The sequence below is a fragment of the Ramlibacter aurantiacus genome, assembly GCF_016722895.1.
Classification (GTDB): Bacteria; Pseudomonadota; Gammaproteobacteria; order Burkholderiales; family Burkholderiaceae_C; genus Ramlibacter; species Ramlibacter aurantiacus.
Map to the genome: position 1 here is coordinate 224000 of NZ_JAEQNA010000005.1, position 25845 is coordinate 249844.

Consider the following 25845-nt stretch of genomic DNA (forward strand, 5'->3'; position numbering starts at 1 on the left):
CGAACTGCGCCCTTCTCGCCGCAGGCGCCGTTCCCTGACCCCTAGCCCCTGGCCTCCATCGAGCGGCTCTCCAGCCGCTCGATGTCCACCACCTTCATTCCTTTCCCGTCCTTCACCAGCAAACCGGCGCGCACCAGCGCCGACAGCTCGCGCGTGACCTGCTCGCGGTAGGTGCTGACCGCACTGGCCAGGTCGGCGTGGGGCGGGGCCGGGTCGATGCGCCAGCTGCCGTCGGCCTGGCGGCGCGCCAGGCGCAGCAGCTCGCGGCAGATGCGCTGCTGCACACCCAGGGTGCTCAGGTCGAGCACCCGGTCGGTGAGGGAGCGCACCAGCGCCGACAGGCGCAGCAGCACGCGCTCGTTCACCGTCCACTCGGCTTGCAGCAGCTCGCGAAAGCGCGGCTGCGGCAACGACGCGATGAGGCCGGGCTCCAGGCCCACCACGTGCGCCGAGCGCGGCAGGCCGTCCAGGGCCGAGACCTCGCCGTAGCACTCGCCCGCCCGCAGGTCGCGGAAACTGGTCTCGCGCCCGGCGGACGAATAGCTGGTCACGCGCACGCGACCGGCCACGATCAGGTGCAGGTCGTGGTCGGCCGACTCGCGCGTGACCAGCGTCTGCCCCGCCTCATAATGCCGCCACGCGCAGTGGCCGGCGAGTTCATCGAGCCGCTGCGGCGGCAGGCCCTTCAGCAGGCCGATCTGGCGCAACTCCCGGCTGAATGCCTCACTTTCTCTCGACATCGCGTCCGTCCCAATCGCTCACGGCCCGCAGGCTGCGCCTGGCATCCGGGCTGGTTCTGTTCACGTTCGTCACCACGCACCTGCTCAACCACGCGCTGGGCCTGGTGTCGCTGGAGGCCGCCGAAGGGGGACGGCGGGTCTTCCTGGCGTTCTGGCGCAGCGTGCCGATGACCGTGCTGTTCTATGGCGCCTTCCTGGTCCACGTGGGGCTGGCCCTGGCGGCGCTGCACGACCGTCGCACCTTGCGCATGCCTGCGCTCGAAGCCACGCGGCTGGTGATCGGCCTGGCCATCCCGGCGCTGCTGGCGGTGCACTTCACCGGCACCCGCGTGGCGCACGAACTGTACGGGATCGAGGACAGCTACACCCGGGTGGCCGGTGCCATCTGGGGCGGCGGCAACGCGCCGCGGCAACTGGCGCTGGTCACGCTCGCCTGGGTGCACGGCTGCCTGGGCATCCATTTCGTGCTGCGCCATCGCGCGGCCTGGCAACGGGCGCTGCCGGCCGTGCTGTCGGTGGCCGTGCTGCTGCCGGTGCTGGCGGCGCTGGGGTTGGCGACCATGGGTCGGGAAGTGGAAGGCCGGCCGCAGGCGCCCCCGCCGCCGATCACCGCCGAAGCCGCGGCGCCGGCCGCCGAGACCCTGCCGGCCATCACCCAAGGCCTGCTGCTGGCGTTCCATGGCTTGCTGGCGGCGGTGCTGCTGGCGCGCTCGGGGCGCACCCTGGCCGAACGCTGGCGCGGGCGATCGCTGCAGTTGCAATACCCCGGCCGGCGCATCGCGGTGCCCCGGGACTGGTCGGTGCTGGAGGCCAGCCGCGCCCACGGCATCGCGCACCTGTCGCTGTGCGGCGGTCGCGGCCGCTGCTCGACCTGCCGCATCCGCGTGGCGGGCGATCCGGCGCATGTGCCGCCGCCGGCCGAGGCCGAACGCCGCACGCTGGCCCGCATCCGGGCACCGGCCGACGTGCGCCTGGCATGCCAGCTGCGCCCGCTGGGCGACCTGGCCGTGACGCCGCTGCTGCCGGCACGCCACGAGCCCGCGATCGACGACGCCGCCGAGCGCGAGGTGGTGGTGCTGTTCGTGGACCTGCGCGGCTGGAGCACGCTCTCGGAGCAGCACCTGCCCCACGACCTGGCCTATGTGCTGGACCAGTTCTTCGAGACCGTGGCCGTCGCCGTGCGCGCCTCGGGCGGGGTGCCCAACCAGTTCATCGGCGACAGCGTGATGGCCCTGTTCGGGCTGGAAAGCGACCTGGGCAGCGCCTGCAGGCAGGCGTTGGCCGCCGCCGCGGCCGTGGACGAGGCCATGCAGCTGCTGCGGGCTCGGCTGCGCCAGGAGTTCGGCCACGCGCTGGACCACGGGATGGGGTTGCACGCGGGGCAGGCCGCCATCGGCGAGGTGGGTTGGCGCGACACCCGCACCTTCAGCGCCGTGGGTGATGCGGTCAACGTCGCCGCCCGGCTACAGGAACTGTGCAAGTCCTACGCGGTGCGGCTGGTCGTGTCGGCCGAGGTGCTGCAGGCGGCCGGTCACGAAGGCCAGGCCGGCCTGCAGCCGCACGACATCGCCGTGCGCGGCCGCGAGGACCGGCTGCGGGTGTACGCGGTCGATTCGCCCGCGCGGCTCGCGGGCGGCACGCCTAATACCCGCCCGCGTCCTGCGCCGCCTTGACGGCCAGGGCCACGGTGGCCACGACCGGGATCAGCGTCAGCACCGCCGCCGCCAGCGGCGCCGCCGCACCGGCCGGCGGGCGGCGGGTGAGCGCCGCCACCAGCGGTTGAGCCAGCAGGGCCGCGGCCAGCAGCGCGATGTACAGCAGCGGAAAACCGGCATACAGGTGCGCCATGGCCAGCAGCGTGGCCACCAGCAGCACCGCCACGCCGCTGGCGGGCCGCGCCAGGGGCCCCGGCTGCGGCCAGCAGCCCAGGACGGCGCAGGCTGCCAGCGACGCGGCCAGGGCGCCGCTCAGGCGGCCGGCCGACTGGCTGGAGTCCAGCATCAGCGCGAGCCCGGCGCCGCCGGCGACCGCGGCCAGCAGCAGCGGCTGGATGCGCGGACCGGGGCTGGCACGCGCCACCAGGCCCCACAGCACCGCCACGGCCAATGCCACCGCGACAACCGCGCCCAGCGCCTTGGCGACGCCGAAGCTCGCGACCGCCGGCACCACCAGCAGCGCCGCCGCCAGCAGGCCGAGTGCGAGCCGCGCGGTGCGCCGCAGAGTCGGCCGGCGCAGCCGCTCCACCGGAACGGTCAGCAGTGCAGCCGCGGCGGCGATCCAGGGCAGTGCATCGGCGGCCGTGCGCGGCCAGGCGGCCCAGGGGCCCTGCAGCGCCGCGAAGTAGGCGACCAGCAGGCCGGCAGCCAGGGCCACGGCCGCCGCATAGGCCGGAGCGCCCCAGGCCCGCAAGGCCAGCATGACGGCCGCGGCCACGCCGAACGGCAGCAGCGCGCTTTGCCAGATCAGCGGCCAGAGGAAGGTGAAGTCGGGCATGGCGGCCGTGCGATGCGGTTACTGCTTGATGGCTTCGATGTTGATGCGCAGGTCGACGTCGTCGGTGGCAGCGGCGGGCGCGCCGTAATTGATGCCGAAGTCGGTGCGCTTGACGGTGGCGGTGGCGACGTAGCCCACGCGCTGCTCGCCGCGCATGCCCTTGCCGGTGCCCACGTGCCGCAGCTTGAAGGTGACCGGCTTGGTGACGCCGCGCATGGTGAGGTTGCCCGCGAGGGTGCCTTCGCCGGCCGGGTTCAGGTTGACCGCGGTGGAGGTGAAGCTCATGACCGGGAACTGCACGGCGCTGAAGAAGTCGGGGCTCTTCAGGTGCTTGTCCAGGCCTTCGTGGTTGCTGTCCACGCTGTCGGTCTTGATCTCCACTTTCACCCGGCTCTTCTCGGGCACGTCCACCACCAGCTCGCCGGCCATGTCGCGGAAGCGCCCCATGAATCGGCTCACGCCACCGAGGTGACCCACCTCGAAGAAGGCGCCCGAGTGCGCGGGATCGATCTTGTAGGTGCCGGCCGGCGCGGGGGCCGGGGCGGAGGCGAAGGCGCCGGTGGCCAGGGCCAGGGCAGCGGCTGCGACGGTGAGCGGGAACAGGCGACGGTTCATGGGTTCGGTGAGGGTTGGGATGATGAAGAAGGCGCGATGGTAATCAGGGTCCCAGGTGTCGGATGTGCGCAAACGCACATGTCAGCCGCTGGCTCGACTTCGCGGCCGGCCACCGCGCAAGGCTGCGCTTGCGTACCATCGCGCGATGCCGCCCACCCGTATGCCGACCACGATGCTGGCGGCGCTGATCCTGATGGCCGCCGTCCACTCGCCTCCCGCTCATGCCCGCAACAGCGCCAGCGTGGCCGACCTGTCGCTGGAGGAGCTCAGCAACATCATGGTGACTTCGGTGTCGGGCCGCCCGCAGACCCTGCGCAGCGCCGCCGCGTCGATCTACGTGATCACCAGCGACGAGATCCGGCGATCGGCCGCCACCACCTTGCCCGAGGCGCTGCGGCTCGCGCCCAACCTGCACGTGGCCCGGCTCAATGCGGGCCAATGGGCCATCAGCGCCCGTGGCTTCAACACCGCCATCGCCAACAAACTGCTGGTCCTGGTCGACGGCCGCACCATCTACTCGCCGCTCTTCGCCGGCGTGTTCTGGGACTTCCACGACCTGCCGCTGGAAGACATCGAGCGGATCGAGGTGATCTCGGGCCCGGGCGGCACGCTGTGGGGCGCCAACGCGGTGAACGGCATCATCAACGTGGTCACCAGCCCCGCGGCGGCCACCCAGGGCCCGATGGTCAGCGTCACCCGCTCGCACCATGGGGGCCAGCAAACCGCTCGACTGGGTTTTCGCAATGGTCCGGGGCACCTGCGCGTGTACGCCATGGCACTGGACCGCGCCGACACCCGCACGGCCACGGGGCTGTCGCTGGCCGACAGTTCCAGCAAGCAGCAGGCGGGCTTCCGCGGCGACTGGGACCTGGGCGTGCACCAGCTCACGCTGCAGGGCGATGCGTTCACGGGTGGAGCCCTGCCCTCCAACAACACCGCGCCCGACATCTCCGGCGGCAACTTCTCGGCACGCCTGGAAAGCCGCCTGCCCGACGGCTCGCCGCTGCGCGTGCAGCTGTCGCTCGACGAGTACCACCGCGACGACACCAACCTGTTTCGCAACCGCTCGCGCAGCACCGACCTGCAGTTCACCCACGAGCTCGCGCGGCAGGGGCGCCATCAGTGGGTCTGGGGCGGCGGCTACAGGTCGGCCACCGACATCAACGACACCACGGCCCTGGTCACCTTCGACCCGGCCGAGCGCACCCTGGCCTGGTGGAACCTGTTCGTCCAGGACCAGGTCCGCCTGGGCGAGCGCGCCGAACTGACCCTGGGGCTGAAGGCCGAACGCAACAGCTACACCGGCCTGGAATGGCTGCCCACGGCGCGCATCGCCTGGCGGCACCTGGGCGGCGCCACCACCTGGGCCGCCGCCTCGCGGGCGGTGCGGGCCCCCTCCCGCATCGACCGCGAGTTCTATTTCCCCGGGGCGCCGCCGTTCGTCATCGCCGGCGGCCCGCGCTTCGATTCGGAGGTGGCCAAGGTCTACGAAGTGGGCCACCGGGGCGACCTGGGGCGCACCTTGAGCTACGACCTCACCTTGTTCCGCCAGCAGTACAGCGGCCTGCGCGCCGGCACCGCCGCCGTGCCGACCACCGTGGAAAACCTGGTCGAGGGCACGGCCGATGGGCTGGAGGCCTGGGCGCACTGGAACCCCCTCTCGGTCTGGCGCCTGTCGGCGGGCTACACCCGGCTGCACAAGAAGCTTCGCTTCAGCGGCCCCGCGCCGGCCAACGCGGCCAATGGCATCGCCGCCCAGGGCAACGACCCGCGGCACCTCTGGAAGCTGCGCTCGCGGCTGGACATCGGCAGCCGGTACGCGTTTGACCTCGCCCTGCGGCACGTCGGCGCCCTGCCCCAGCCGGCCATCCCGTCCTACACCACGGTCGACGCGCGGCTGGGCTGGGCGGTTTCGCCCAGCCTGGAGCTGTCGCTGCTCGCGCAGAACCTGCTCGATCCAGCGCACCCCGAATTCGAGTCGGCCACCGGCAGCCAGGTGCGCAGGCAACTCTGGCTGCGGGCGGTCTGGCAGCCATGAGCATCCGGAAGGCCCGGCGGTGAAGCGGGTGCTGCGGCTGCGGCGCCTGCGGGCGACATGGCTCGCGCTGCTGCTGGCCCTGGCCACGCTCTGGGTCCAGGCACAGGAGCTCGGCACGGCGCGCGAGCCGGCGGTGAAGGCCGCCTACCTGCTGAACTTCACCGCTTTCGTCGAATGGCCGCCGGCGGCCCTGGACGCCCAGGACGCCTTCGTCATCGGTGTCTACGGCGACGACGCGGTGGCGGCCGAGCTGGAGACGCTGGTCGTGGGCCGCCGGGTCCGCGGGCTGCCCGTCGTCGTCCGGCGCGCGCGCGAGGTGCCCACCGGCGAGCGGGTCCACCTGGCCTACCTGGCCGCCCGGCGCGAGTCGCGCGTGAGCGAGATGACCGCGCGCCTGGCCGGGCCGGTGCTGGTGGTCACCCACCTGAACGATGGCCTGGCCGCCGGCGCGGTGCTGAACTTCGTGCTGGACAACGGCCGGCTGCGCTTCGAGGCGTCGCAGCGGCGGGCCGAGCAGCGTGACCTGCGCCTGAGCTCGCGGCTGCTGGCGCTGGCCGTCACGGTGGAGGGGCGCCCATGAAGCTGATCGCCGGCGCCAACTCGATCCGCGAAAAGATCAGCCGCATCGTGCTGGCGGCCACCCTCGCCAGCCTGCTGGTGGCTGGCGCGGCCCTGGCCGCCTTCGACCTGCTGCGCCAGTACCGGCTGGTGCGCAGCGACCTGTTCACCCAGGCCGAGGTGCTGGCGCTGGCGACCCAGGCCGCCCTGGCCTTCAAGGACCCGAAGGCGGCGGCCGAGTACCTCGGTTCGCTCGGCGGCAAGCCGACCATCACCGCCGCCGCGCTGTACGACATCAACGGCTCGCCCGTGGCGGCCTACCTCGAGCGGGGTGCGTCCGACGGCGTGCCGCAGGCGGCACCGCCGGTCGGCTGGCACTTCGACCTCCATCGCGCCGCGGTCACGCGGCCGGTGCTGCGCGAAGGAGATCCCATCGGCGCCATCTACCTGCAGGCCGAGCACGGGCTGCTGCTCTGGCTGCTCGAGTACCTCGCGGCGTTCGGCGCCGTCATGGTCGCGAGCCTCTACGTGGGCCACGTGTTCTCCAACCGCCTGCAGCGCCGCGTGACCGGACCAATCATGGAGATCAGCGCCGTGGCCCGGCGCATCCTGCGCGGCGACACGCACGCCGTGAGGGCCGAGAAGAAGAGCGACGACGAGGTGGGCGAGCTGGTCGAGGCCTTCAACGCGATGCTGACCGAGCTGGGCGCGCGGGCCGATCGCCTGGAGGAGTCCAACCGGGCCAAGGACCGCTTCCTGGCCACGCTGGCGCACGAGCTGCGCAATCCGCTCGCCCCCATCCGCACCGGCCTGGCCATCCTGTCCAAGGACCCCACCAACGGCCCCAGCTCCCTAAGGGCCCGCCACACCATGGAGCGCCAGCTGGCGCACATGATCCACCTGATCGACGACCTGCTGGACATCGCCCGCGTGAACACCGGCAAGTTCCGGCTGGATCGCCAGCCGGCCAGCCTGCTGGCCGTGGTCGAGGCCGCCGTCGAGTCCTGCCGCCCCGGCATCGAGGCCCGCGGGCAGCAGCTGGACCTGGTGCTGCCGCCCGGGAACGCGACGCTCCACATCGACCCCGTGCGCATGACCCAGGCCCTGGGCAACCTGATCGGCAACGCCAGCAAGTACACGCCCGAGGGCGGCCGCATCCGGGTCGAGGCGGCGGTGGACGCGCAAGGTGTGCGCCTCTCGGTGCGCGACAACGGCATCGGCATTCCGCGCGAGTCGCTGGACCAGGTGTTCGACATCTTCACGCAGGTGAAGTCGGCCGAGCCACGTTCGCAAGGCGGCCTGGGGATCGGGCTGTTCCTGGTGCGCAGCGTGGTCGAACTGCATGATGGGCGGGTCACCGCCAGCAGCGAGGGCGCCGGCTGCGGCGCGGAGTTCCGGGTGGAGCTGCCGCCCTCGCTGGTGCTGCAGGCGCCGCCGGCGGCCGAGCTGGATCGCCGCAGCGCGGCTTGATGCGGCCGCGTCTCACGCTCTTGAAAGGACTTTCGACATGGACGCATTCGATTGCGACTTCTTCGTCATCGGCGGCGGCAGCGGCGGCGTGCGCGCCGCGCGCACGGCCGCGCAGCTCGGTGCCCGGGTGGTGCTGGCGGAGGCGGCCGCGCTGGGCGGCACCTGCGTCAACGTCGGCTGCATTCCCAAGAAGCTCTACAGCTATGCCGCCGAGTTCGCCGACGACTTCGCCGATGCGGCGGGTTTCGGCTGGGAGGTGGGCACGCCGCGCCTGGACTGGGACCGCCTGAAGACCCGGCGGGCCGGCGAGATCACCCGGCTGAACAGCGTCTACGAGCACCTGCTTCGCACGGCCGGCGTGCGCATCGAGCGCGGCTGGGCGCAGTTCACCGGGCCGCAGTCGGTGCAGGTGCAATCGGCCGAAGGCAGCCGCACCTTCCGGGCGCGGCACATCCTCATCGCCACCGGCGGCACGCCCTCCGTGCCCGACTTCCCCGGGCGCGAGCTGGTGCTGACCTCGGACCACATGTTCGACCTCGATCCCTTCCCGCGGCGATTGGTGGTGGTGGGCGGCGGCTACATCGCCTGCGAGTTCGCGTCGATCTTCCAGGGGCTGGGGGCGCAAGTGACCCAGCTCTATCGGGGCGAGCAGGTGCTGCGCGGCTTCGACCACGAGGTGCGCGACTTCGTCGCCCACGAGATGCGCAAGCACGGCGTGGACCTGCGCGTGCATGCGCAGCCGCGCGAGGTGCGGCGCGAGGGCGGCGCGCTGGCCGTGGTGCTGGAAGACGGTGGGGTGCTGCACGCCGACGCCGTGCTCTACGCCACCGGCCGCACGCCCAACACCGAGGGCCTGGGGCTGGAGGCCGCCGGGCTGGCGGTCGACGAGCGCGGCGCCATCGCGATCGATGGGCACTACGCCACGGCCGTGCCCGGCGTTTACGCGGTGGGCGACGTCACGGCGCGCCTGCAACTCACGCCGGTCGCACTGGCCGAAGCCATGGCGGTGGTGGACCGCCTGTTCGGATCGGGCCGGCGCAGCGTGGGCTACGAGCTGGTGCCCACCGCCGTGTTCACGCACCCGAACATCGGCACCGTGGGACTGACCGAGGCCCAGGCGCGCGAGCGGCACGGCGAGGTCGCGGTCTTCCGCAGCGAATTCCGCGCGCTCAAGCACACCTTGTCGGGCAGCAGCGAGCGCACGTTGATGAAGCTGGTGGTGGACTGCGCCACCGACCGCGTGCTGGGCCTGCACATGGTGGGCGCCGAGGCCGGCGAGATCGTGCAGGGCTTCGCGGTGGCCATGGTGGCCGGCGCCACCAAGGCCCAGTTCGACGCGACCATCGGCATCCATCCGACGGCGGCCGAAGAGTTCGTGACCCTGCGCGAGCCGGTGGCGCGCGGGGCGGGCAGCGGTGGTGGGCCGGTGGTGGCGAGTGACGCGGGTTGAAGAAGCCCGCTCCGCCGCCGGGCTCGCTGAAGATTTGTCGAGCCTGGATCAGAGCGTCGCCTCACGCCTCCCCGCCTTCATTCAACACCTGCAAATACGCGTCATACACAAACACCCGATTCCTCCTCTGCCCCGCCAACTCCCGCGCGATCCCGATGTCCACCAGCGCCAGCATCGCCTTGCTCGCGGTCGGGAACGTGATCCCCGTGCTCGCGCCGATCTGCCGCAGGCTGCACATGGGCCGGTGCCGCAGCGCATCCAGCACGCGCAGCACGTTCGCCGCATTGCGCCCGCCTGCCTCCTGCACCTTTTGCATGTCGGCCTGGAACAGGGCCACCAGCCGCCGCGCCGTTTCCACCGCACCCTGCGCGGTCTGCTCCACGCCTTCCAGGAAGAAGTCGACCCACGCCTCCCAGGCGCCACTGGCGCGCACGCCGTCCAGCCGCTCGTAGTACGCCGCGCGGTGCTGCTTGAAGTAGAGACTGAGATAGAGCAGCGGCTGCCTCAGAACGCCGCCGTCGTGCAGCAGCAGCGCGATCAGCAGGCGCCCGAGACGGCCGTTGCCGTCGAGAAAGGGGTGGATGGTCTCGAACTGCACGTGCGCCAGCGCCGCCTTCAGCAGCACGGGCAGCCCGCCACCGTCCTGGCTTCCGTGGATGAACGCTTCCAGCGCGCCCATGCAGCCTTCCACCTCGCCCGGCGGCGGCGGCACGAAGTGGGCGTTGCCCGGGCGCGTGCCGCCGATCCAGTTCTGGCTCCGGCGGAACTCGCCCGGCAGCTTGTCGCTGCCGCGGCCACGCTCCATGAGGCGGGCGTGCATCTCGCGCAGAAGCCGGTTGCACAACGGAAAGCCCTCGCGCAACCGCGCCATGCCATGTTCCAGCGCCGCGACGTAGTTGGAGACTTCCACCACGTCGTCGAAGGGCACGCCCGGCTGCTCGTCCAGCTCGAACAGCAACAGGTCCGACAGCGACGATGGGGTGCCTTCGATCTGCGACGACAGCACGGCCTCAAGCAGCGCGATGCTGTCCAGCCGACCGAGGGCCAGCGTGGCCCGCTCCAGCAGGCCCTGGCGCTCGCCAGTCAGCTGCAGGGGCGGCACGGGCGGCAGCGGCAAGGGCACGAAGGCCCGCACAACTTCGCCGCCGACCACGCTGCTGGCGTGCCGACCCGCAGCCTCACGCCGCATGGGTGACGGTGCCGGGGAGGCTTGAATGAGAAAATCGGCTATTCAACACAGGCCGGCTTTACTTCAATAAAGGAGCCGGACTCAACGGCCGACCTAACAGGCACCCGGCCGCGCCCAAGGACCTGCACTGGGACGCACCCGAGGAGCAGCGGCGCTCCGTGGAAGTGTTGAACTCGACGGAACGACCAGGCCTCACCCCGATCTTCGGCACCACCGTGCCGCCGAGCGGGTTGTCTGGCGCGATCCGCCGCGCGGGTTCGGCAGCCGCGGCTGCGTGCGTTCCGATCGCCTCGCCCCGCCCCCTCACTCCACCGTCACGCTCTTGGCCAGGTTACGCGGCTTGTCCACGTCGGTCCCCCGCGCCACCGCCGTGTGATACGCCAGAAGCTGCAGCGGCACCACGTGCAGCAGCGGGCTGAGCGGCCCGTAGTGTTCGGGCATGCGGATCACGTGGATGCCGTCTTCGCTCTCGATGCGCGAGTCGGCGTCGGCCAGCACGTAGAGCACGCCGCCGCGGGCGCGCACTTCCTGCATGTTGCTCTTGAGCTTTTCCAGCAGCGCGTCGTGGGGGGCCACGGTGACCACCGGCATCTCGCTGGTCACCAGCGCCAGGGGTCCGTGCTTGAGCTCGCCGGCCGCGTAGGCCTCGGCGTGGATGTAGGTGATCTCCTTGAGCTTCAGCGCGCCCTCCAGGGCAATGGGGTAGTGCAGCCCACGCCCGAGGAAGAGCGCGTTCTGCTTGCCGGCGAAGTCGTCGGCCCAGCTGATGATCTGCGGCTCCAGGGCCAGCACCGCCGACAGCGCGGCCGGCAGGTGGCGCATGGCCTTCAGGTGGGCGGCCTCCTGCGATTCGGTCAGCCGGCCCTTGGCCTGGGCCAATGCGAGCGTGAGCAGGAACAGGCCGGCCAGCTGGGTGGTGAAGGCCTTGGTGGATGCCACGCCGATTTCGACACCGGCGCGCGTGAGGTAGGCCAGGCGCGTCTCGCGCACCATGGCCGAGCTGGCGACGTTGCACACGGTGAGGGTGTGGCGCATGCCCAGCGACTGCGCGTGGCGCAGCGCCGCCAGGGTGTCCGCCGTCTCGCCGGACTGGCTGATGGTCACCACCAGCGTATGGGGGTTGGGCACCGATTCGCGATAGCGGTACTCGCTGGCGATCTCCACCTGCGTGGGCACCTTGGCGATGCCCTCCAGCCAGTATTTGGCGGTGCAGCCGCTGTAGTAGCTGGTGCCGCAGGCGAGGATCAGCACCGATTCGATCTGCTTGAACACGTGGTGCGCACCTTCGCCCGCCGGATGGTTGCCCGAGGCTTCGAACAGCTCCGGCACCACCGCCTGGATGCCGTCGAGCGTGTCGGCGATGGCGCGCGGCTGCTCGAAGATTTCCTTTTGCATGTAGTGGCGGTAGGGGCCGAGTTCCGCCGCGCCGCTGTGGGCCTGGACGGTGCGCACCGGCCGATCGGCGCGGTCGCCCTGGCGGTCCACCACCCAATAGCGGCCCAGTTGCAGGTCGACCAGGTCGCCCTCTTCCAGGTAGACGATCTGGTCGGTGACACCGGCCAGGGCCATGGCGTCGCTGGCCAGGTAGTGCTCGCTGCCTTCGGCACCCACGCCCAGCACCAGCGGCGAGCCGGCGCGGGCGCCGACCACGCGGTGCGGCTCGTCGCGGCAGAAGACGGCGATGGCATAGGCGCCGTGCAGGCGCGCGATGGCCGACTGCACCGCCTCGAACAGGTCACCTTCGTAGAGGCTGTCCACCAGGTGGGCGATGACCTCGGTGTCGGTCTGGCTGGCGAAGGCGTATCCCTTGGCCTTGAGCCGGTTGCGCAGCTCTTCGTGGTTTTCGATGATGCCGTTGTGCACCAGGGCGATGCGGCCGGGGCGGCCTTCGGCTTCGTCGCCGCTGCCATGACTGAAGTGCGGATGGGCGTTGTGAACGGCCGGCGCACCGTGGGTGGCCCATCGGGTGTGGGCGATGCCGGTCGTGCCTTCGAGGTGCTCGGTGCTCACCTGCTGCAGCAGCTCGGCCACGCGGGCCGTGCTGCGGGCACGGCGCAGGCCGCCGTTGTGCACCGCGACGCCGCAGGAGTCATACCCGCGGTATTCCAGGCGCTGCAGCCCCTGCACCAGCAGGGGGACGATGTTGCGGTTGGCGACCGCGGCGACGATTCCACACATGAGGGCCTCCCAATGACGGTGGCAACTTTAGGCCCGCACCCAAGAAAGAAAGGTCCATTGTTTAGCCTCGTGTGAAATATAGTTTCTCCACTGCCACCTGATGAGCGGAGATTTCATTTGAACGAGAATTCTGAAACACAATTTCTTGACGCCACGGACTTGCGCCTGCTCGATCTGCTTCAAGAGGATGCGAGCCTGAGCAACCTGGAACTGGCTGCCCGCGCCCATGTGTCACCGCCTACCTGCTTGCGCCGCGTCAAGCGGCTGTGGCAGGCCGGATTCATCGAACGCCAGGTGGCGGTGCTGAGCCCCGATCGACTGGCGCCGCTGCTGGGCCATGGGCTGGAAGCCATCGTCGAGGTGACGCTCGACCGCCAGGGCGCGGAAGCGCTGGAGGCCTTCGAGGGGCGTGTGGTGGCCGACGACGCGGTGCAACAGTGCTACCGCGTCTCGCCGGGCCCTGACTTCGTGCTGCACGTGCGTGCCGCCGACATGCCCGGCTACCTGGCGCTGCAGCAGCGGCTGCTGACCGGCGACGCGAACGTGCGCAACGTCAAGGCTTTCTTCTCGGTCAAGCGGTCGAAATTCGCACCGCGCCTGCCGTTGCAACAGGCGGCCTGAGCGGGCTACTTCTTCTTCTGCGGCCGCTGCCAGCCGCCGATGCTGGCCTGGCGCCCGCGCGCCACCGACAGCGCCTCGGGCGGCGTGTCCTTGGTGATGGTGGAGCCGGCGCCCACGGTGCCGCCGCGCCCCAGTGTGACCGGCGCCACCAGCACGCAGTTGCTGCCCACGTGCACGTCGTCCTCGATCACGGTGCGGTGCTTGTTGGCGCCGTCGTAGTTGGCGGTGATGGAGCCGGCGCCGTAGTTGACGCGCTCGCCCACGGTGGCGTCGCCGAGATACGCCAGGTGGTTGGCCTTGGCGCCGCGCGCCAGGGTGCTGTTCTTGACCTCGACGAAGTTGCCGATGTGCACCTGCGGCCCCAGCCGGGCGCCGGGGCGCAGCCGGGCGAAGGGCCCGATCTCCGCGCCTTCGCCGATCTCGACGCCGGCCCGTTCGCCCTGCACGTGCGTGAAGGGCTGGATGACCGCGCCGGCCTCGATGCGGGCGTTGGCGATGACGCAGTTGGCGCCGACGCGCACGCCCTCGCCCAGCGACACCTCGCCTTCGAAGACGCAGTTGACGTCGATCTCGACGTCGCCGGCGCACTGCAGCCGGCCACGGATGTCGATGCGGGCCGGGTCCATCAGCCGCACGCCCTGCTCCATCAGGGCTTCGGCCCGGCGGCGCTGCAACGCACGCTCCAGCTGCGCCAACTGCAGCGGGCTGTTCACGCCCTCGACCTGCAGCGTGTCGGCGGCCTGCAGCGCCGCCACGGCCACGCCATCGCGAACCGCGAGCTGGACCACGTCGGTCAGGTAGTACTCGCCCTGGGCGTTGTCATTGGTCAGGCGCGAGAGCCAATCGCGCAGCAGGCGGTTGGGTGCGGCCATGAAGCCGGTGTAGACCTCGCCGATCGCCCGCTGGGATTCGCTGGCGTCCTTGTGCTCGACGATGGCGCGCACCGCGTCGCCTTCGCGCACGATGCGGCCGTAGCCGGTGGGGTCGGGCATTCGAACCGTGAGCAGCGCCAGCCGCTCGCCCGCGCAGGTGTCCACCAGGGCGCGCAGCGTGTCGGACTCGATCAACGGCACGTCGCCGTTGAGGACGAGGCAGATGCCGTCGTCGGGCAGCAGGGGCAGCGCCTGCTGCACCGCATGGCCCGTGCCCAGCTGCGGCTCCTGGCGCGCGCTTTCGCAGCCGGCCAGCCCGGCTGCCGCGGCAAACGCGCGAGCGGCCGCCTCGACTTCATCGCCGCCGTGCCCCGTGACCACGATCATTCGCCGCGGACTCAACCCGGCGGCCGAGTCGACCACATGCGCAAGCAAGGCGCGGCCGCCCAATCGATGCAAAACTTTGGGGGTCCTGCTCTTCATGCGCGTGCCTTTTCCGGCCGCCATGATCACCACATCAACTGCTGACATCTCGTTACGCTCGTCTTTCATGACCCATGCATCACCCCTGGGCCGGGGGATTATCGGCGCCATGCTCCTGGCATTGGCGCTGGTCGGCTGCAGTGCGATCAAGCTGGGTTACAGCAACCTGGGCGAGCTGTCGTACTGGTGGCTCGACGGCTACTTCGATTTCGACGACGACCAGGCCAGGCACGTGCGCCAGGAGCTGGCGCGGCTGCACCGCTGGCATCGCCAGGACGAGCTGCCCCATCTGGTGCGCACGCTCGCTCGCATGGAGCAGATGGCCGCCGGCGATGTGACGGCCGAGCAGGTGTGCGGGGTCTTCGACGAGCTGCGGCAGCGGCTGCGCGGCTTGCGCGAGCAGGCCGAACCGGCACTGGTGGCCACGGCCCGCCGGCTCACCCCGGCCAACCTGGCCCAGCTGGCGTCCAAGCACGAGCGCAACAACCGGGAGTGGCGGCGCAAGTGGCTGCGGCTGCCGCCGCACGAGCTGACGCAGCAGCGTGCCAAGCAGTTCCAGGAGCACGCCGAGCGCCTGTACGGCAGCCTGGAGCCGGTGCAGCGGCAGGTGTTGCATGAGCACAAGGCGCGCTCGGTGTTCGATCCGGCCCGCGCGCTGGCCGAGCGCCAGCGCCGCCAGGCCGACCTGCGGCTCACGCTGGAGCAGCTGCAGGCGCCGGAACTCGACGCCGGCCAGGCGCGGGCGCTGCTGGCAGGGCTTCTGGACCGGGCCGAACGCTCGCCGGATGCCGTCTGGGAGCGCCATCAGGAGCAGCTCGTCCGGGAACACTGCGCCGTGTCGGCGCGCATCCACAACGTCGCCAGCCCCGCCCAGCGGGACGCAGCGATCTCGCGGCTGCGAAGCTGGCAGCGGGACCTGATCGAACTGGCAGGGCGCACGTGAGGCGCCGCGAACCTTCGCGCATGGCCGTGGTGTGGCGGCTGGCGCTGGCCACCTCGCTGATGGTCATGTCCTATGGCATGACCGCGCCCCTGCTGGCGGTGCTGCTGCAGCAGCATGGCCACGGCACCACGGTGATCGGCGCCTTCGCCATGCTGCCCTTCCTGATGGTGATGCTGCTGATCCCGCTGGTGCCGCGGCTGCTGGCGCGGTGGGGCGTGCTGCGGGTGTACCGCTGGGGCAGCGCGCTGCAGGTGGTCGCGGCGCTGGGATACGCATTCGGCTCCGACATCTGGGCCTGGTCCGCGGCGGCGGTGGTCGGCGGCATCGGCGTGGCCGGCCTGTGGAATGGCACGGAAGCGCTGCTCGCCAGCGAGGCGCCACCCGACCAGCGGGGGCGCGTGATGGGGCTGTACCAGACCGGCATGGGCGCGGCCTTCGCCATCGGACCCTTCATGCCGGGCCTGCTGGGCCTGGCGGCGCAGCCGCTGCTGGTGCTGGCCGCGTTGCTGGTGACCGTCTGCTGCGCGATGGCCTTCAGCATTCCCGACCATCACCTGGACAAGCCCGCACCCGGGCAGGCCGGCACCTGGCACGCGCTGTGTGCGCTGCCGGGACTGGCTGCGATGGCCTTCATCGGCGGCGTGTTCGAGGCCGGCCTCAGCTCGGTGAGCGCCGCCTACGCGTCCTCATCGGGCCTGGGACTGAGCGCGGCGGCCAGCGTGGCGGGCGCCATCGGCACCGGCAGCTTCCTGTGCCAGTACCCGGCGGGGGTGGCGGCCGACCGGGTGCGGCCCACGCGGGTCTTCACCACGGCCGCCGCCCTGCTGCTGGGCGCGAGCCTGCTGTTCTCGATCGCCGATCGCCAGCCCTGGGTGTTCTGGGTCGCGGGCACGATCTGGGGTGGGGTCGGCGGCGCCCTCTACACCCTGACCATGGTGCAGGTGGCGCACGCCTTCGATGGACGGGCCACCGCCGGCGGCGCCGCCGCCATGATCACCGGCTACACCGCCGGCGGCATGGCCGGTCCGCTGGTCAGCGGCGCGCTCCTGCAATGGAACGGCGCGCCCGGGCTGTCCTTCGGCTTGGCCCTGCTGGCCACCGCAGCCCTGGTCGCCGCCAGACGCCCCATGACCTGGGCCCCCGCCTGATCCTCCCCGCTCACTGCCCAGGCGATGCGCAGCGAGCCGCATCGAGGGGAGTGAGGGACAGCGAGCGTCGCGAGCGGGTCGAGATCGCAGTGAGCATCGCAGCCGTACTTGGGTACGGCGAGAAGCGCCGCTGCGATATCGGCCCGCGCAGCAGCTCGATGCCCTCACTCCTGCAGGGAGGACCACATCTCCTTGTCGCGCTCCGCCGTCCACACGCGCGGATTCTTGATGCCGCGCGCTTCGTCGTAGGCCCGGCTCACGTCGAAGGGCAGGCAGTGCTCGTAGATGAAGACGTGGCCGAAGATCGGGTCCATGCTCTTGCGGGTGTGCGCCATGGTGGCCTTCAGGTCCATGTTGGCGGCGGCCGCTTCCTTGGCGCAGCGGAACAGGGTTTCGACCCAGCGCTTGGTGTAGTCGAGTGCCTTGTCGACGTTGTCGCCGCCCTTCATGGCCTCGCCGCGTCCGGGCACGATGGCCTGCGCGTTCAGCGCCCGCAGCGCCTCGAGCGTGGCCGGCCATTCCTCCAGGTGCGCATCGCCGGTGTAGACGCCGGCCTCGTACTCGACCAGGTCGCCCGAATACAGCACCTTCTCTTCTTCGACCCAGGCGATGGTGTCGCCGCGGGTGTGGCCGTTGCCGGGGTGCCAGATCTGCACGTGGACGCCACCCAGGTCGACGGTGAGCTTGCCGGGTACCTCGCCGCGGTTGGGGTCGCCGCCGCCGATCACCAGCGTGGGCCAGGTCAGGCCCGGCACGCTTTCGGCGTTGCGGAACAGGCGGGGAAAACGGTCCATCTCGGACTGCATGTCTTCCTTGCCGCGCTCGGCGATCAGCTCGGCCGTGCCCTGGCTGGCGATGATCTCCGTGGCGCCTTCGGCGAAGAAGGCACTGGCGCCCAGCACGCGCACCGCGTGGTAGTGCGTGAGCAGCACGTACTTGATGGGCTTGTCGCTGATCTCGCGGATGCGGGCGATCAGGTCACGGGCCATCGCGGGGGTCGCGGTGGCGTCGCTGACCATGATGAACTTCTCGCCGATGATGACGCCCGAATTCGGGTCGCCCTCGGCGGTATAGGCCCAGCAATGGGGGCTCAGCTGCTCGAAGGTGATCTTCTTGTCGGCCAGGTCGGCCTGGCTGGCGAAGGCTTTGGACATCGGGTCTCCTGGTTGGGCGCCGGCGGCGCCACCTGGCCGGATTCTACTTAACGTAATCGATTACGCATTGTTGAATCGGTCATTCCCGTTGCCAGCCGGCGGCCACCTGCGACGTCAGGGTGCCAGCGGACGGCGTTCTTGTACACGAGACCCGGATGCCGGCAGGGTCGCCGCTTGGGGGGCGCCGGCTTAGGATCCGCCTCAGCCAAAGCACGCGAGGTAGGGGTCTCGGTCCCGGCGGTACACCGCCGACCTCACCTGCAGCAAGCCCAGCACCGCATGGAAGAAGTGGTCGTGCGAGACCGGCCGGTCTCGCAGGGACCGCAGGCAGTCCATGCGCATCGCCGACCGCTGCTCAACCTCGGGACTCAGCCAGGTGATCCACGCGACATGCTTTTGGGCATCCGGCGCCATGGCGTAGGGAAGCCCGTGCAGGAACAGGTTGTGCTCACCGAGTGACTCGCCATGGTCGGAGACATAGACCATGGCCGCGTCGTAGTGCTGCCGCCTGCCGTCAAGCCAATCGATGGTCGACGCCAGCACCTGGTCGGTGTAGGCGATGGAGTTGTCGTAGGCATTCACGAGCGCCTCGCGATCGCAGGCCTGCAGGTCGGCACGGGTGCACTCCGGCTGGAATCGCTTGGCTTCAGGTGGGGAACGGCGCGAGTAGGCGGGGCCGTGGCTCCCCATTTGGTGCAGCACCACCACCACCCCCCGGGCCCGCCGCGCTTCGGGCAAGGCCGCGATGTGTTCGTCGAGCCCCTCCAGCAGGACCGCATCCAGGCATTCACCGTCCTTGCAGTGCCGAGGGTGCAGCTCGGCCGAGTTGACGACGTGCGGCACGCGATCGCACACGCCTTTGCAGCCAGACTGGTTGTCGATCCACAGCACCGCCAGGCCGGCGCGCTGCACCACGTCCAGCAGGTTCTCGTACGCACCGGCCGAGCCCACGCCTTCGCGGCCGAGATGCGAGAACATGCAGGGCAGGGACGTGGCCGTGTTGGTGCCGCAGGACCAGGCTTGGCGCCAACTGGCGACGCCTCTTGCGGCCAGCCGCGGCGTCGTGTCCCGCGCGTAGCCGTTCAGCCCGAAGTGATCGCTGCGGGCGGTTTCCCCGACCACCAGCACCAGAAGGGGCGGCCGGGCCCCGGCCACGGCTTGGCGCCGCGCGTCTTCCCCGATCGCCACCCGGGCGCCGCGGTGCAGGAAGGGCTGAGCCGTCGCGACACCGGCGGCGTAGACCATGTTCAGGGGAGTGATGAGATACCGCAGCTGCTTGTGGTTGCGCATCTGCGATGCCAGCGGCTGGAAGCACGCCAGCAGGGACAAAACGACCACGAGCAGGGCCACGGCCACGGCACCAGCATTGCGAGCCACCTGCCGCGGCCAGCGCACGAAGTCGACCGGCGTACGGACCACGAGCCATGCCGGAACCACCCCCAACAGCAACACCCACGCCAACAGCGTTGGACTGGCGAGCGCGGCTGCTTCGCGCAGGTCGGTCTGGACGATGTTGTCCAGCATCGTCGAATCGAAGACCACCCCGTAGGCCTGCATGAAGTGGGCAGCCACCGAAGAGGCCACCAACAGCACCACCAGCAGCGGCTTGAGCGTCCAGCGCCAGCTGAAGACGCTCACGAACGCAAAGACTCCCGCGGAGATCGCCACGGCCAGTCCCCAAGCCAGAATCCACCCGCTTGCCTCGGCGAACACGCCCAGGTACGCGAGCGCGCTCCACAACGGCAGGTTCGGCAGCGCCGCCATCCACAAGGACGCGGCGGCCACCAGCTTCCACGGCGCGACGGTCGCAACTCGTGGGCGGGCGTGGCGCCGCGCGGCGCCTGGCGCGAACGCGACGTGCGCCGGACGCATCGCGACTACCGCCGCGATTTCGACGTGGCGGCGGATTTTTTCCTCTTGGGAGCGGCCTTGCGTTCCTTTTTCTGGGGCGCGCCTCCCGACAGGGACGCGGCGTTGGAGGGGGCGCGGGGTGTCGCAGGCGCGGCCTGGGCAGACGCCCCGAACAGCACGGCCAGGGAAGCAAGGGAGGCAAGGAGCTTGCGCATCAAAATCCTTTGAGGTCGATGTGGCCCTTCACTTGTGGCGGAAGGGCGGGGCCAGAACGGCGCGGGGAAGTCGAGGTTCAGTGCGACGACTCCGACGAAGATGCGGGAGACGCCAGCACGGGCTGCACGGCCGAGCCGGGCAGCACCTCGCCGCTGCGGGCCTTGGCCCGCCGCTCGGCACGGGTGAACCAGGCGGCATAGAGGGCGGGCAGCACCACCAGGGTCAGCAGCGTCGCGGTGATCAGTCCGCCGATCACCACGATGGCCAGCGGGCGCTGGGTCTCCGAGCCGATGTCGCGTGACAGCGCCATCGGCAGCAGGCCCAGCGCTGCCAACAATGCGGTCATCAGCACCGTGCGCAGCCGCTGCACCGAGCCCTGGCGCACCGCGCTGAGCACATCGTGGCCGGAGGCGCGCAACTGGCCGAACACCGACAGCATGACCACGCCATTGAGGACCGCCTGGCCAGACAAGGCGATGAACCCGATCGCGGCGGACACCGACAAGGGAATGCCGGTGAACCACAGGGCCAGGAAGCCGCCGATCAGCGCCAGGGGCACGTTCACCAAGATCATTGCGGCCAGCTGCACCGACTTGAAGGCGTCGAACAGCAACACGAAGATCAGCAGCAGCGAAATCGGCACCACCACCGACAGCCGCTGCATCGCGCGCTCCTGGTTCTCGAACTCGCCGGACCAGGTGAGCGTGTAGGCCGGCGGCATGGCCACGTTGGCGGCGACGCGGGCCTTCATGTCGGCCACCACCGAGCCCATGTCGCGGTCCTTGATGAAGATGCCGATCGCCATGGTGCGGCGCCCGGCCTCGCGCGCGATGTTCATCGCCCCGCTGACTTCACGCACCTGCGCGACGGAGCCCAGGGCCACGGTGCCGCCATCGGGGGTGGACAGCAGCGTCTGCGGCAGTGCGGCGATCACCCGGCGGTCACCCGCCAGTCGAACCGCCACCGAAAACTTGCGCTCGCCCTCCCAGATCTGCGTAGCGGCCTTGCCAGCCAGCGCCGCCTCGACCACGTCCTGGATATCCTGCACGTTCAATCCGACGCGGGCCGCACGGGCGCGGTCGATGTCGATCACCAGTTGCGGCAGCTCGCCCTGGCGGTCGATCTCGGCACGATAGACCCCCTTGACCTGCCGGACCTCGCGCTCGATGGCCTGCGACACGTTGCGCAACTCGTCCAGGTCCTCGCCCGAGACCTTGATCACGATCTGGCCGTCGACCTGCGAAATCGACTCCAGCACGTTGTCGCGGATCGGCTGCGAGAAGGTCGGGCGCATGCCCGGGATCGCGGAGACCGCACGATCCATCTCGTCGATCAACTGCTCGCGCGTGAGGCCCTTGCGCCATTCTTCGGCAGGCTTCATGTCCACGAACACCTCGGCCATGCTGATGGTCTTGGGGTCGGTCCCGTCCTCGGGCTGCCCGGCTTTGGAAACGGTGCTTCGAACCTCCGGAATCTGGACCAGCGCCCGCCTGACCTGCCCCAGCACGCGCGCGGCCTCGTCGTTGGAGATGCTGGCCGGCAAGCGCAGGTTGACCCAGAACGTGCCTTCGTTGAGCTCGGGCAGGAACTCCGAGCCCAATCGCGAGGCCACGCCCACCGCACCGATGAAGGAAGCCACGGCCAACCCGATGACGATCTTTCGGTGCGCCAGCGACCAGTCCAGCACCGGCTCGTAGAAGCGCTTGCAGGCCGCGACCACGCGGTTGTCACCGTGAGGCAGGTTCCGGCGCAACATCCAGTAGGCCAGCAGCGGCACCAGCGTGAGGGACAGGGCCAGCGCGGCGATGAGTGCTGCGGTGACGGACAGCGCCATCGGCTGGAAGATCCGGCCCTCGTGGCGCTGCAGCGCGAAGATCGGGATATGCGCGGCAATGATGATCAGCATCGAGAACAGCGTGGGCCGCCCCACTTCCGCCGCCGCCTGCACGATGACCTCGCGCCGACGCGCGTCCGTCATCTCCTCCTTCCTCACGGCCAGGCGGTGCATGATGTTCTCGATCACGATCACGGCGCCGTCGACGATGATGCCGAAGTCCAGCGCCCCCAGCGATAGCAGGTTGGCCGGCACCCCCATGATCTTCAGTCCGGTGAAGGTCCCCAGCAGCGCCAGCGGAATGATCACCACCACGGCCAGGCTGGCGCGCAGGTTGCCCAGGAACACGTACAGCACCAGCGAGACCAGCAGCGCGCCTTCCACGAGATTGCGGAACACCGTAGAGAGCGTCTTGCCCATGAGCCAGGTGCGGTCGTAGAAGGGGACGATCTTCACGTCCTGCGGCAGGCCTCGTTCGTTGAGCTGTTCGATGCGCTCCTTCACGGCCTTCAGCACGACGCTGGGGTTCTCGCCTTTGCGCATGAGGACGATGCCGGTGACGATGTCGTCGTCCAGGTCCTGCCCCACGGTTCCCAGGCGCGGCACCGCGCCGACCACGACCTTTGCCACGTCCTGTACCAGAATGGGGGTGCCGTCCCGGCTGGCCACTGCGATCCGCCCGATGTCGTCGGGAGACTGCAGCAGGCCGATGCCGCGGATCGCGTACTGCTGCGCCCCCTGCGTCACGTAGCTGCCGCCCGCATTGGCGTTGCCGCGCCCGAGCGCCTCGAGCAGATCCTGGAAGGTCAGCTTCGCCGCGCGCAGCCGGTCCATGTCGGGCTGCACCTCGTACTGCTTGATGAAGCCCCCCATGGCGACCACGTCGGCCACCCCGGGGACCTGGCGCAAAGCGCGTTCGACGGTCCAGTCCTGCAGCGTGCGCAGCTCGGTGGTGGAGCGGCTGTCGCCACGCAGGCGATAGCGCATGATTTCGCCGACCGGCGTGGCGTTGGGCGCGATGTTGGCCTGCACGCCGGGCGGTAGGTCCACTGAACGCAAGCGCTCGTTGACCTGCGCCCGCACCGCCATCACATCGGCTTTCTCGTCGTAGGTCACGACGGTGAAGGACAGGCCGAATTGCGTGTGCGAAAACACCCGGATCGAGTTGGGCAGCCCGGAGAGGGCCACCTCGATGGGCAGGGTCACCTGCTTTTCGACTTCTTCGGCCGCGCGGCCCGGGTAAAGCGCGATCACCGTCACCTGGGTGTCGGTGACGTCGGGGAAGGCTTCCACCGAAAGGTTGCTGAAGGACACCAGCCCCACGAGGGCGAACAGGACCGTCCCCAGCACGATGAATAGCGGCTGATGGACCGCGAAATGAATCAGCCGCTTCAAGGCGTGTCCCCCTGTTTGAGCTTGCCGGCCGAGATGGCTTCAGCCCCTGGCGCCCTGGTTTCACGCGCGGCCTCCTGGGCCTGGGTGTACTGGCGCGACAGCAGCAACAGGTTCTCCGTCACGACCTGCTCGCCGGCTTGCAGGCCCTGAACGATGCCGACCTCCTTGGGGCCTAGCCAACCGGCCTTCACCTCTCGCGGCTCGAACACGCCGGGCGCCGGCTGCACCATGACCCAGTGAGACGTGCCGCGCAGCTGCACGGCGGATGCCGGGACGACCACGGCCTGCCCGGCGGCGCGCTCGATGCGGGCGGTGCCCAGCATCTCGGCCTTGAGGCGGCGCTTCGGGTTGGCCACGATGCCTCGAACCTTGATCGTGCGCGAGGTCGGGTCGATCGCGTCCGCCACCGCCGTGACGATGCCGCGGAAGGTTTCGCCGCCGAGCACGGGCACCACCAGCTGGAATTCGGCGCCCATTCGCAGCGCGTCGACGTCGGTCTCACGCGCGTCGATCTGGACCCAGAGGCTGGTGGGATCACTGATCACGAACAACGGCGGCGCGCTGCCGTCCGCGCGCAGCTCCTGTCCCGGCGTGACATGGCGCTCCATCACCACCCCCGTGAGGCCGGCGACGATCGCCAGGCGCTGGTCGACCCCGCTGCCGCCGCCGTAAAGGCGCGACCGCGCCTGGGCGCGCTGCATCTCGGCCTGGGCGCGGGCGGCTTCGGCCTGCGCCTGCTCCAGTTCCTTGCGGGCGACCACGCCAGCCTCGAACAACTCGGACAGGCGCTGCACCGACTTCTCGTGGTACGCCACGTCCACCCGGGCCTTTGCCGTCTCGGACTGGGCGATTCCGAAATCGGGCGACGCGAGCTGCGCGAGCACCGTGCCTCGCTGCACGGGCTGCCCCACGTCGACCGCGATCCGGTCGACCCGCCCGGCAAGGGCCGGCTGAATGCGCTGGGTGCGGTCCTCGTTCCAGACCAGGCGGGCTGGCAGCTCGATCAGCTGCGGGCGCGCCGCCTGCGCGGCGACCACGTTCAACTGCTTCAGCTGCGGGTGGCCGGGCTCGAAGGAGAGCCGGCTGCCGTCCATCACGGGCGGTGCGGGTGTGGGCGGCACCGCGGCGTGTTTGGCCGGGTCACCGCAGGCAGACAGCAGGACCATCGCGGCGGCGATGGGCAGAAGGCAGGCTCGGCGGGCGTGCATGACGAGTTCCGTTCGAAAAGGGGATCAGGGTTGGGCGGGGCTGGCGCGCAGCTGCCAGCTGGCAAGCGCGCGGGCGTGGTCGGTACGTGCCGCCAGCTGTTCCAGCAACACGGCGCGCAGCGTGCGGCGCGCATCGATCAGATCGACCAAGGGCAGCGCACCACGGCTGTACGCCAGTTCGGCCAGGTCGGCCACGCGTCGCGCCCGCGGCACGATCTCGGCCTCGAAGGCGGCGGCACGGGCACGGGCAGCCTGCAGGTCCTGCGCCAGGCGGGCGGATTCGCCTTGCGCCAGGCGGCGGGTGCGGTCCAGTTCGTCCTGGGCCTGGGCGAGCTGCGCGTGCGCGCGAGCGATCTCGCCTTCGTAGCCATAGTTACCCAGGATGCCGGCCAGTGGCATGGCAAGCCGCACCTCCATCAACGCGCGCGAGGTGCCGGGATAGTGGCTCAGCGAGGTGCCCACGGTGACGTCGTTGCGGCGCAGGGCCTGGGCGCTCTCGACGGCTACCCGGGCGGCTTCCACCTTGCGCTGGGCTGCGCGCACATCGGCCCGCTGGTCCGGGTTGACGCTGGGCAGCGTGTCCGCCTGTCCGGCCTGAGGCCAATCGGCGCGCACCGCCAGGGGCGGCGCGAGCCCGGACAGCTGGGCCAGGGCCAGGCTGGCGCGCTCGCGCTCAGCCTGGGCCGCCAGCCGCTCAGCGATCGCCCGCTGGAATTCGATGTCGGTGCGAACGGCGTCCTGCTGGGAAATGTCCCCCGCACGCTGGCGGCGCTGCGCCGCGGTGCTCAGTTCGCTGGCGCCCCGCTCCAGCGCTTCGAGTTGCGTGATGCGCTCCTGCGCTGACAGCAGCTCGTAGAAGGCCTGCACCGCCGCCAGCTGCTGCTGCAGGGCGACCTCGGACGCTTCCCACGCGGCAGCCTCGGAGACGTACTCGGCCGAGCGCACCCGCAGGGCGCGCTTGTTGCCGCGCTCCAGGGTCCAGTCAAAACCGAGCTCCTTGTCGATGCGCTTGCCGCCCAGCGGCGAACCGGGACCGATGCCGTTGTTCAGGTCGATCGATCCGGCCTTGGCGCTGAACACGGGCGTGGGAGCGCGGTCGGCGGCCAGGACATCGGCTCGCGCAGCGGCCTGCAGGCGCCGCGCGATCGAGACCTGGATGTTGTCGCGAGCCGCCTGCAGCACCGCCGGCAGGCCGAGGGTGGGCGTGGCGGCGCCAACAGGTGCCTGCGGCACGACGGAGGCGGGCAGGGGTTGAGACATCCCCGGGCCGGCGAACAGGCACAGCAGCGACAGTGCGGCGAGGCCGCGAATGCAAGCAGGGGCATGGGAGCCGCGCGCTGCCAGGGGCAGGCGCGGCGATCGGGACGACAATTCGGACATCTAGCGGCA

General features: G+C 70.5%; 19 protein-coding genes. 8 read left to right on the plus strand and 11 right to left on the minus strand.

Annotated features, from left to right (window positions below; translation table 11 throughout):
* Positions 1-41: 41 nt before the first annotated feature.
* Positions 42-740 carry a Crp/Fnr family transcriptional regulator gene (locus JI739_RS14965; protein WP_201684726.1) on the minus strand — a complete coding sequence of 233 codons (699 nt, stop codon included), beginning with the start codon at positions 738-740 and terminating at the stop codon, positions 42-44.
* Between JI739_RS14965 and JI739_RS14970 the strand changes: the two genes are divergently transcribed.
* Positions 719-2413 carry an adenylate/guanylate cyclase domain-containing protein gene (locus tag JI739_RS14970; protein WP_201684727.1) on the plus strand — a complete coding sequence of 565 codons (1695 nt, stop codon included), beginning with the start codon at positions 719-721 and terminating at the stop codon, positions 2411-2413. The two genes, JI739_RS14965 and JI739_RS14970, sit on opposite strands and share 22 nt — an antisense overlap.
* Here the strand turns inward: JI739_RS14970 and JI739_RS14975 are convergent.
* Complete coding sequence (locus JI739_RS14975; protein WP_201684728.1) at positions 2382-3233, minus strand: hypothetical protein; 852 nt, start codon at positions 3231-3233, stop codon at positions 2382-2384. The two genes, JI739_RS14970 and JI739_RS14975, sit on opposite strands and share 32 nt — an antisense overlap.
* A gap of 18 nt (positions 3234-3251) precedes the next feature.
* Positions 3252-3848 (minus strand): YceI family protein, encoded by a 597-nt coding sequence (locus JI739_RS14980; RefSeq protein ID WP_201684729.1) that lies wholly within the window; start codon positions 3846-3848, stop codon positions 3252-3254.
* Between the two features lie 145 nt (positions 3849-3993).
* Between JI739_RS14980 and JI739_RS14985 the strand changes: the two genes are divergently transcribed.
* Genes JI739_RS14985 through gorA form a run of 4 tightly spaced genes read left to right on the plus strand, consistent with a single transcriptional unit; the run spans position 3994 to position 9364 of the window.
* Positions 3994-5886 carry a TOL_0244 family TonB-dependent receptor gene (locus tag JI739_RS14985; RefSeq protein ID WP_201684730.1) on the plus strand — a complete coding sequence of 631 codons (1893 nt, stop codon included), beginning with the start codon at positions 3994-3996 and terminating at the stop codon, positions 5884-5886.
* Positions 5887-5905: 19 nt separating this feature from the next.
* The gene (locus JI739_RS14990) at positions 5906-6466 is read left to right on the plus strand and encodes a TOL_0243 family YfiR-like periplasmic protein (protein ID WP_201684731.1); all 561 of its coding nucleotides are present in this window, start codon (positions 5906-5908) and stop codon (positions 6464-6466) included.
* Complete coding sequence (locus JI739_RS14995) at positions 6463-7914, plus strand: sensor histidine kinase, YfiR-like protein-associated (RefSeq protein WP_201684732.1); 1452 nt, start codon at positions 6463-6465, stop codon at positions 7912-7914. Before JI739_RS14990 ends, JI739_RS14995 begins: the two co-directional genes overlap by 4 nt.
* A 37-nt stretch (positions 7915-7951) precedes the next feature.
* Positions 7952-9364 carry a glutathione-disulfide reductase gene (gene gorA, locus JI739_RS15000; protein WP_201684733.1) on the plus strand — a complete coding sequence of 471 codons (1413 nt, stop codon included), beginning with the start codon at positions 7952-7954 and terminating at the stop codon, positions 9362-9364.
* A gap of 61 nt (positions 9365-9425) precedes the next feature.
* On the opposite strand, the gene JI739_RS15005 is transcribed toward gorA, so the two are convergent.
* Positions 9426-10553, minus strand: a complete 1128-nt coding sequence (locus tag JI739_RS15005) for a Fic family protein (RefSeq protein ID WP_201684734.1) — start codon at positions 10551-10553, stop codon at positions 9426-9428.
* Positions 10554-10856: 303 nt separating this feature from the next.
* Complete coding sequence (gene glmS, locus JI739_RS15010; protein WP_201684735.1) at positions 10857-12731, minus strand: glutamine--fructose-6-phosphate transaminase (isomerizing); 1875 nt, start codon at positions 12729-12731, stop codon at positions 10857-10859.
* A gap of 117 nt (positions 12732-12848) precedes the next feature.
* Between glmS and JI739_RS15015 the strand changes: the two genes are divergently transcribed.
* The gene (locus JI739_RS15015) at positions 12849-13352 is read left to right on the plus strand and encodes an Lrp/AsnC family transcriptional regulator (protein ID WP_201684736.1); all 504 of its coding nucleotides are present in this window, start codon (positions 12849-12851) and stop codon (positions 13350-13352) included.
* 5 nt (positions 13353-13357) lie between these two features.
* On the opposite strand, the gene glmU is transcribed toward JI739_RS15015, so the two are convergent.
* Positions 13358-14755, minus strand: a complete 1398-nt coding sequence (gene glmU, locus JI739_RS15020) for a bifunctional UDP-N-acetylglucosamine diphosphorylase/glucosamine-1-phosphate N-acetyltransferase GlmU (RefSeq protein WP_201684737.1) — start codon at positions 14753-14755, stop codon at positions 13358-13360.
* Positions 14756-14816: 61 nt separating this feature from the next.
* On the opposite strand from glmU, the gene JI739_RS15025 reads away from it, so the two are divergent.
* Together JI739_RS15025 and JI739_RS15030 are read left to right on the plus strand one after the other, a co-directional pair.
* Positions 14817-15650 carry a DUF6279 family lipoprotein gene (locus JI739_RS15025; protein WP_236589662.1) on the plus strand — a complete coding sequence of 278 codons (834 nt, stop codon included), beginning with the start codon at positions 14817-14819 and terminating at the stop codon, positions 15648-15650.
* Positions 15647-16798 carry an MFS transporter gene (locus JI739_RS15030; protein WP_201684739.1) on the plus strand — a complete coding sequence of 384 codons (1152 nt, stop codon included), beginning with the start codon at positions 15647-15649 and terminating at the stop codon, positions 16796-16798. The genes JI739_RS15025 and JI739_RS15030 overlap by 4 nt, the downstream gene beginning before the upstream one ends.
* 164 nt (positions 16799-16962) lie before the next feature.
* Here JI739_RS15030 and JI739_RS15035 read toward each other — a convergent pair whose 3' ends face one another.
* The 5 genes from JI739_RS15035 to JI739_RS15055 form a co-directional block, all read right to left on the minus strand.
* Positions 16963-17952 carry an MBL fold metallo-hydrolase gene (locus JI739_RS15035; protein WP_201684740.1) on the minus strand — a complete coding sequence of 330 codons (990 nt, stop codon included), beginning with the start codon at positions 17950-17952 and terminating at the stop codon, positions 16963-16965.
* Between the two features lie 201 nt (positions 17953-18153).
* Positions 18154-19824, minus strand: coding sequence for a phosphoethanolamine transferase (locus JI739_RS15040; RefSeq protein ID WP_201684741.1), 1671 nt, complete (start codon positions 19822-19824; stop codon positions 18154-18156).
* 271 nt (positions 19825-20095) lie between these two features.
* A complete protein-coding gene (locus JI739_RS15045) occupies positions 20096-23248 on the minus strand; it encodes an efflux RND transporter permease subunit (RefSeq protein WP_201684742.1) in 3153 nt (1050 codons plus the stop codon).
* Complete coding sequence (locus JI739_RS15050; protein ID WP_201684743.1) at positions 23245-24456, minus strand: efflux RND transporter periplasmic adaptor subunit; 1212 nt, start codon at positions 24454-24456, stop codon at positions 23245-23247. Before JI739_RS15050 ends, JI739_RS15045 begins: the two co-directional genes overlap by 4 nt.
* 24 nt (positions 24457-24480) lie before the next feature.
* Entirely contained in the window at positions 24481-25836 is a 1356-nt protein-coding gene (locus JI739_RS15055; RefSeq protein ID WP_236589664.1) for a TolC family protein, read from the minus strand.
* Positions 25837-25845 lie beyond the last annotated feature (9 nt).

Bases quoted from the DNA above. Each gene is read 5' to 3' on its own strand.
- JI739_RS14970 (WP_201684727.1), top strand. From the start codon at position 719: ATGCCTCACTTTCTCTCGACATCGCGTCCGTCCCAATCGCTCACGGCC.
- JI739_RS14965 (WP_201684726.1), bottom strand. From the start codon at position 740: ATGTCGAGAGAAAGTGAGGCATTCAGCCGGGAGTTGCGCCAGATCGGC.
- JI739_RS14975 (WP_201684728.1), bottom strand. From the start codon at position 3,233: ATGCCCGACTTCACCTTCCTCTGGCCGCTGATCTGGCAAAGCGCGCTG.
- JI739_RS14980 (WP_201684729.1), bottom strand. From the start codon at position 3,848: ATGAACCGTCGCCTGTTCCCGCTCACCGTCGCAGCCGCTGCCCTGGCC.
- JI739_RS14985 (WP_201684730.1), top strand. From the start codon at position 3,994: ATGCCGCCCACCCGTATGCCGACCACGATGCTGGCGGCGCTGATCCTG.
- JI739_RS14995 (WP_201684732.1), top strand. From the start codon at position 6,463: ATGAAGCTGATCGCCGGCGCCAACTCGATCCGCGAAAAGATCAGCCGC.
- gorA (WP_201684733.1), top strand. From the start codon at position 7,952: ATGGACGCATTCGATTGCGACTTCTTCGTCATCGGCGGCGGCAGCGGC.
- JI739_RS15005 (WP_201684734.1), bottom strand. From the start codon at position 10,553: ATGCGGCGTGAGGCTGCGGGTCGGCACGCCAGCAGCGTGGTCGGCGGC.
- glmS (WP_201684735.1), bottom strand. From the start codon at position 12,731: ATGTGTGGAATCGTCGCCGCGGTCGCCAACCGCAACATCGTCCCCCTG.
- glmU (WP_201684737.1), bottom strand. From the start codon at position 14,755: ATGTCAGCAGTTGATGTGGTGATCATGGCGGCCGGAAAAGGCACGCGC.
- JI739_RS15025 (WP_236589662.1), top strand. From the start codon at position 14,817: ATGCTCCTGGCATTGGCGCTGGTCGGCTGCAGTGCGATCAAGCTGGGT.
- JI739_RS15035 (WP_201684740.1), bottom strand. From the start codon at position 17,952: ATGTCCAAAGCCTTCGCCAGCCAGGCCGACCTGGCCGACAAGAAGATC.
- JI739_RS15040 (WP_201684741.1), bottom strand. From the start codon at position 19,824: ATGCGTCCGGCGCACGTCGCGTTCGCGCCAGGCGCCGCGCGGCGCCAC.
- JI739_RS15050 (WP_201684743.1), bottom strand. From the start codon at position 24,456: ATGCACGCCCGCCGAGCCTGCCTTCTGCCCATCGCCGCCGCGATGGTC.
- JI739_RS15055 (WP_236589664.1), bottom strand. From the start codon at position 25,836: ATGTCCGAATTGTCGTCCCGATCGCCGCGCCTGCCCCTGGCAGCGCGC.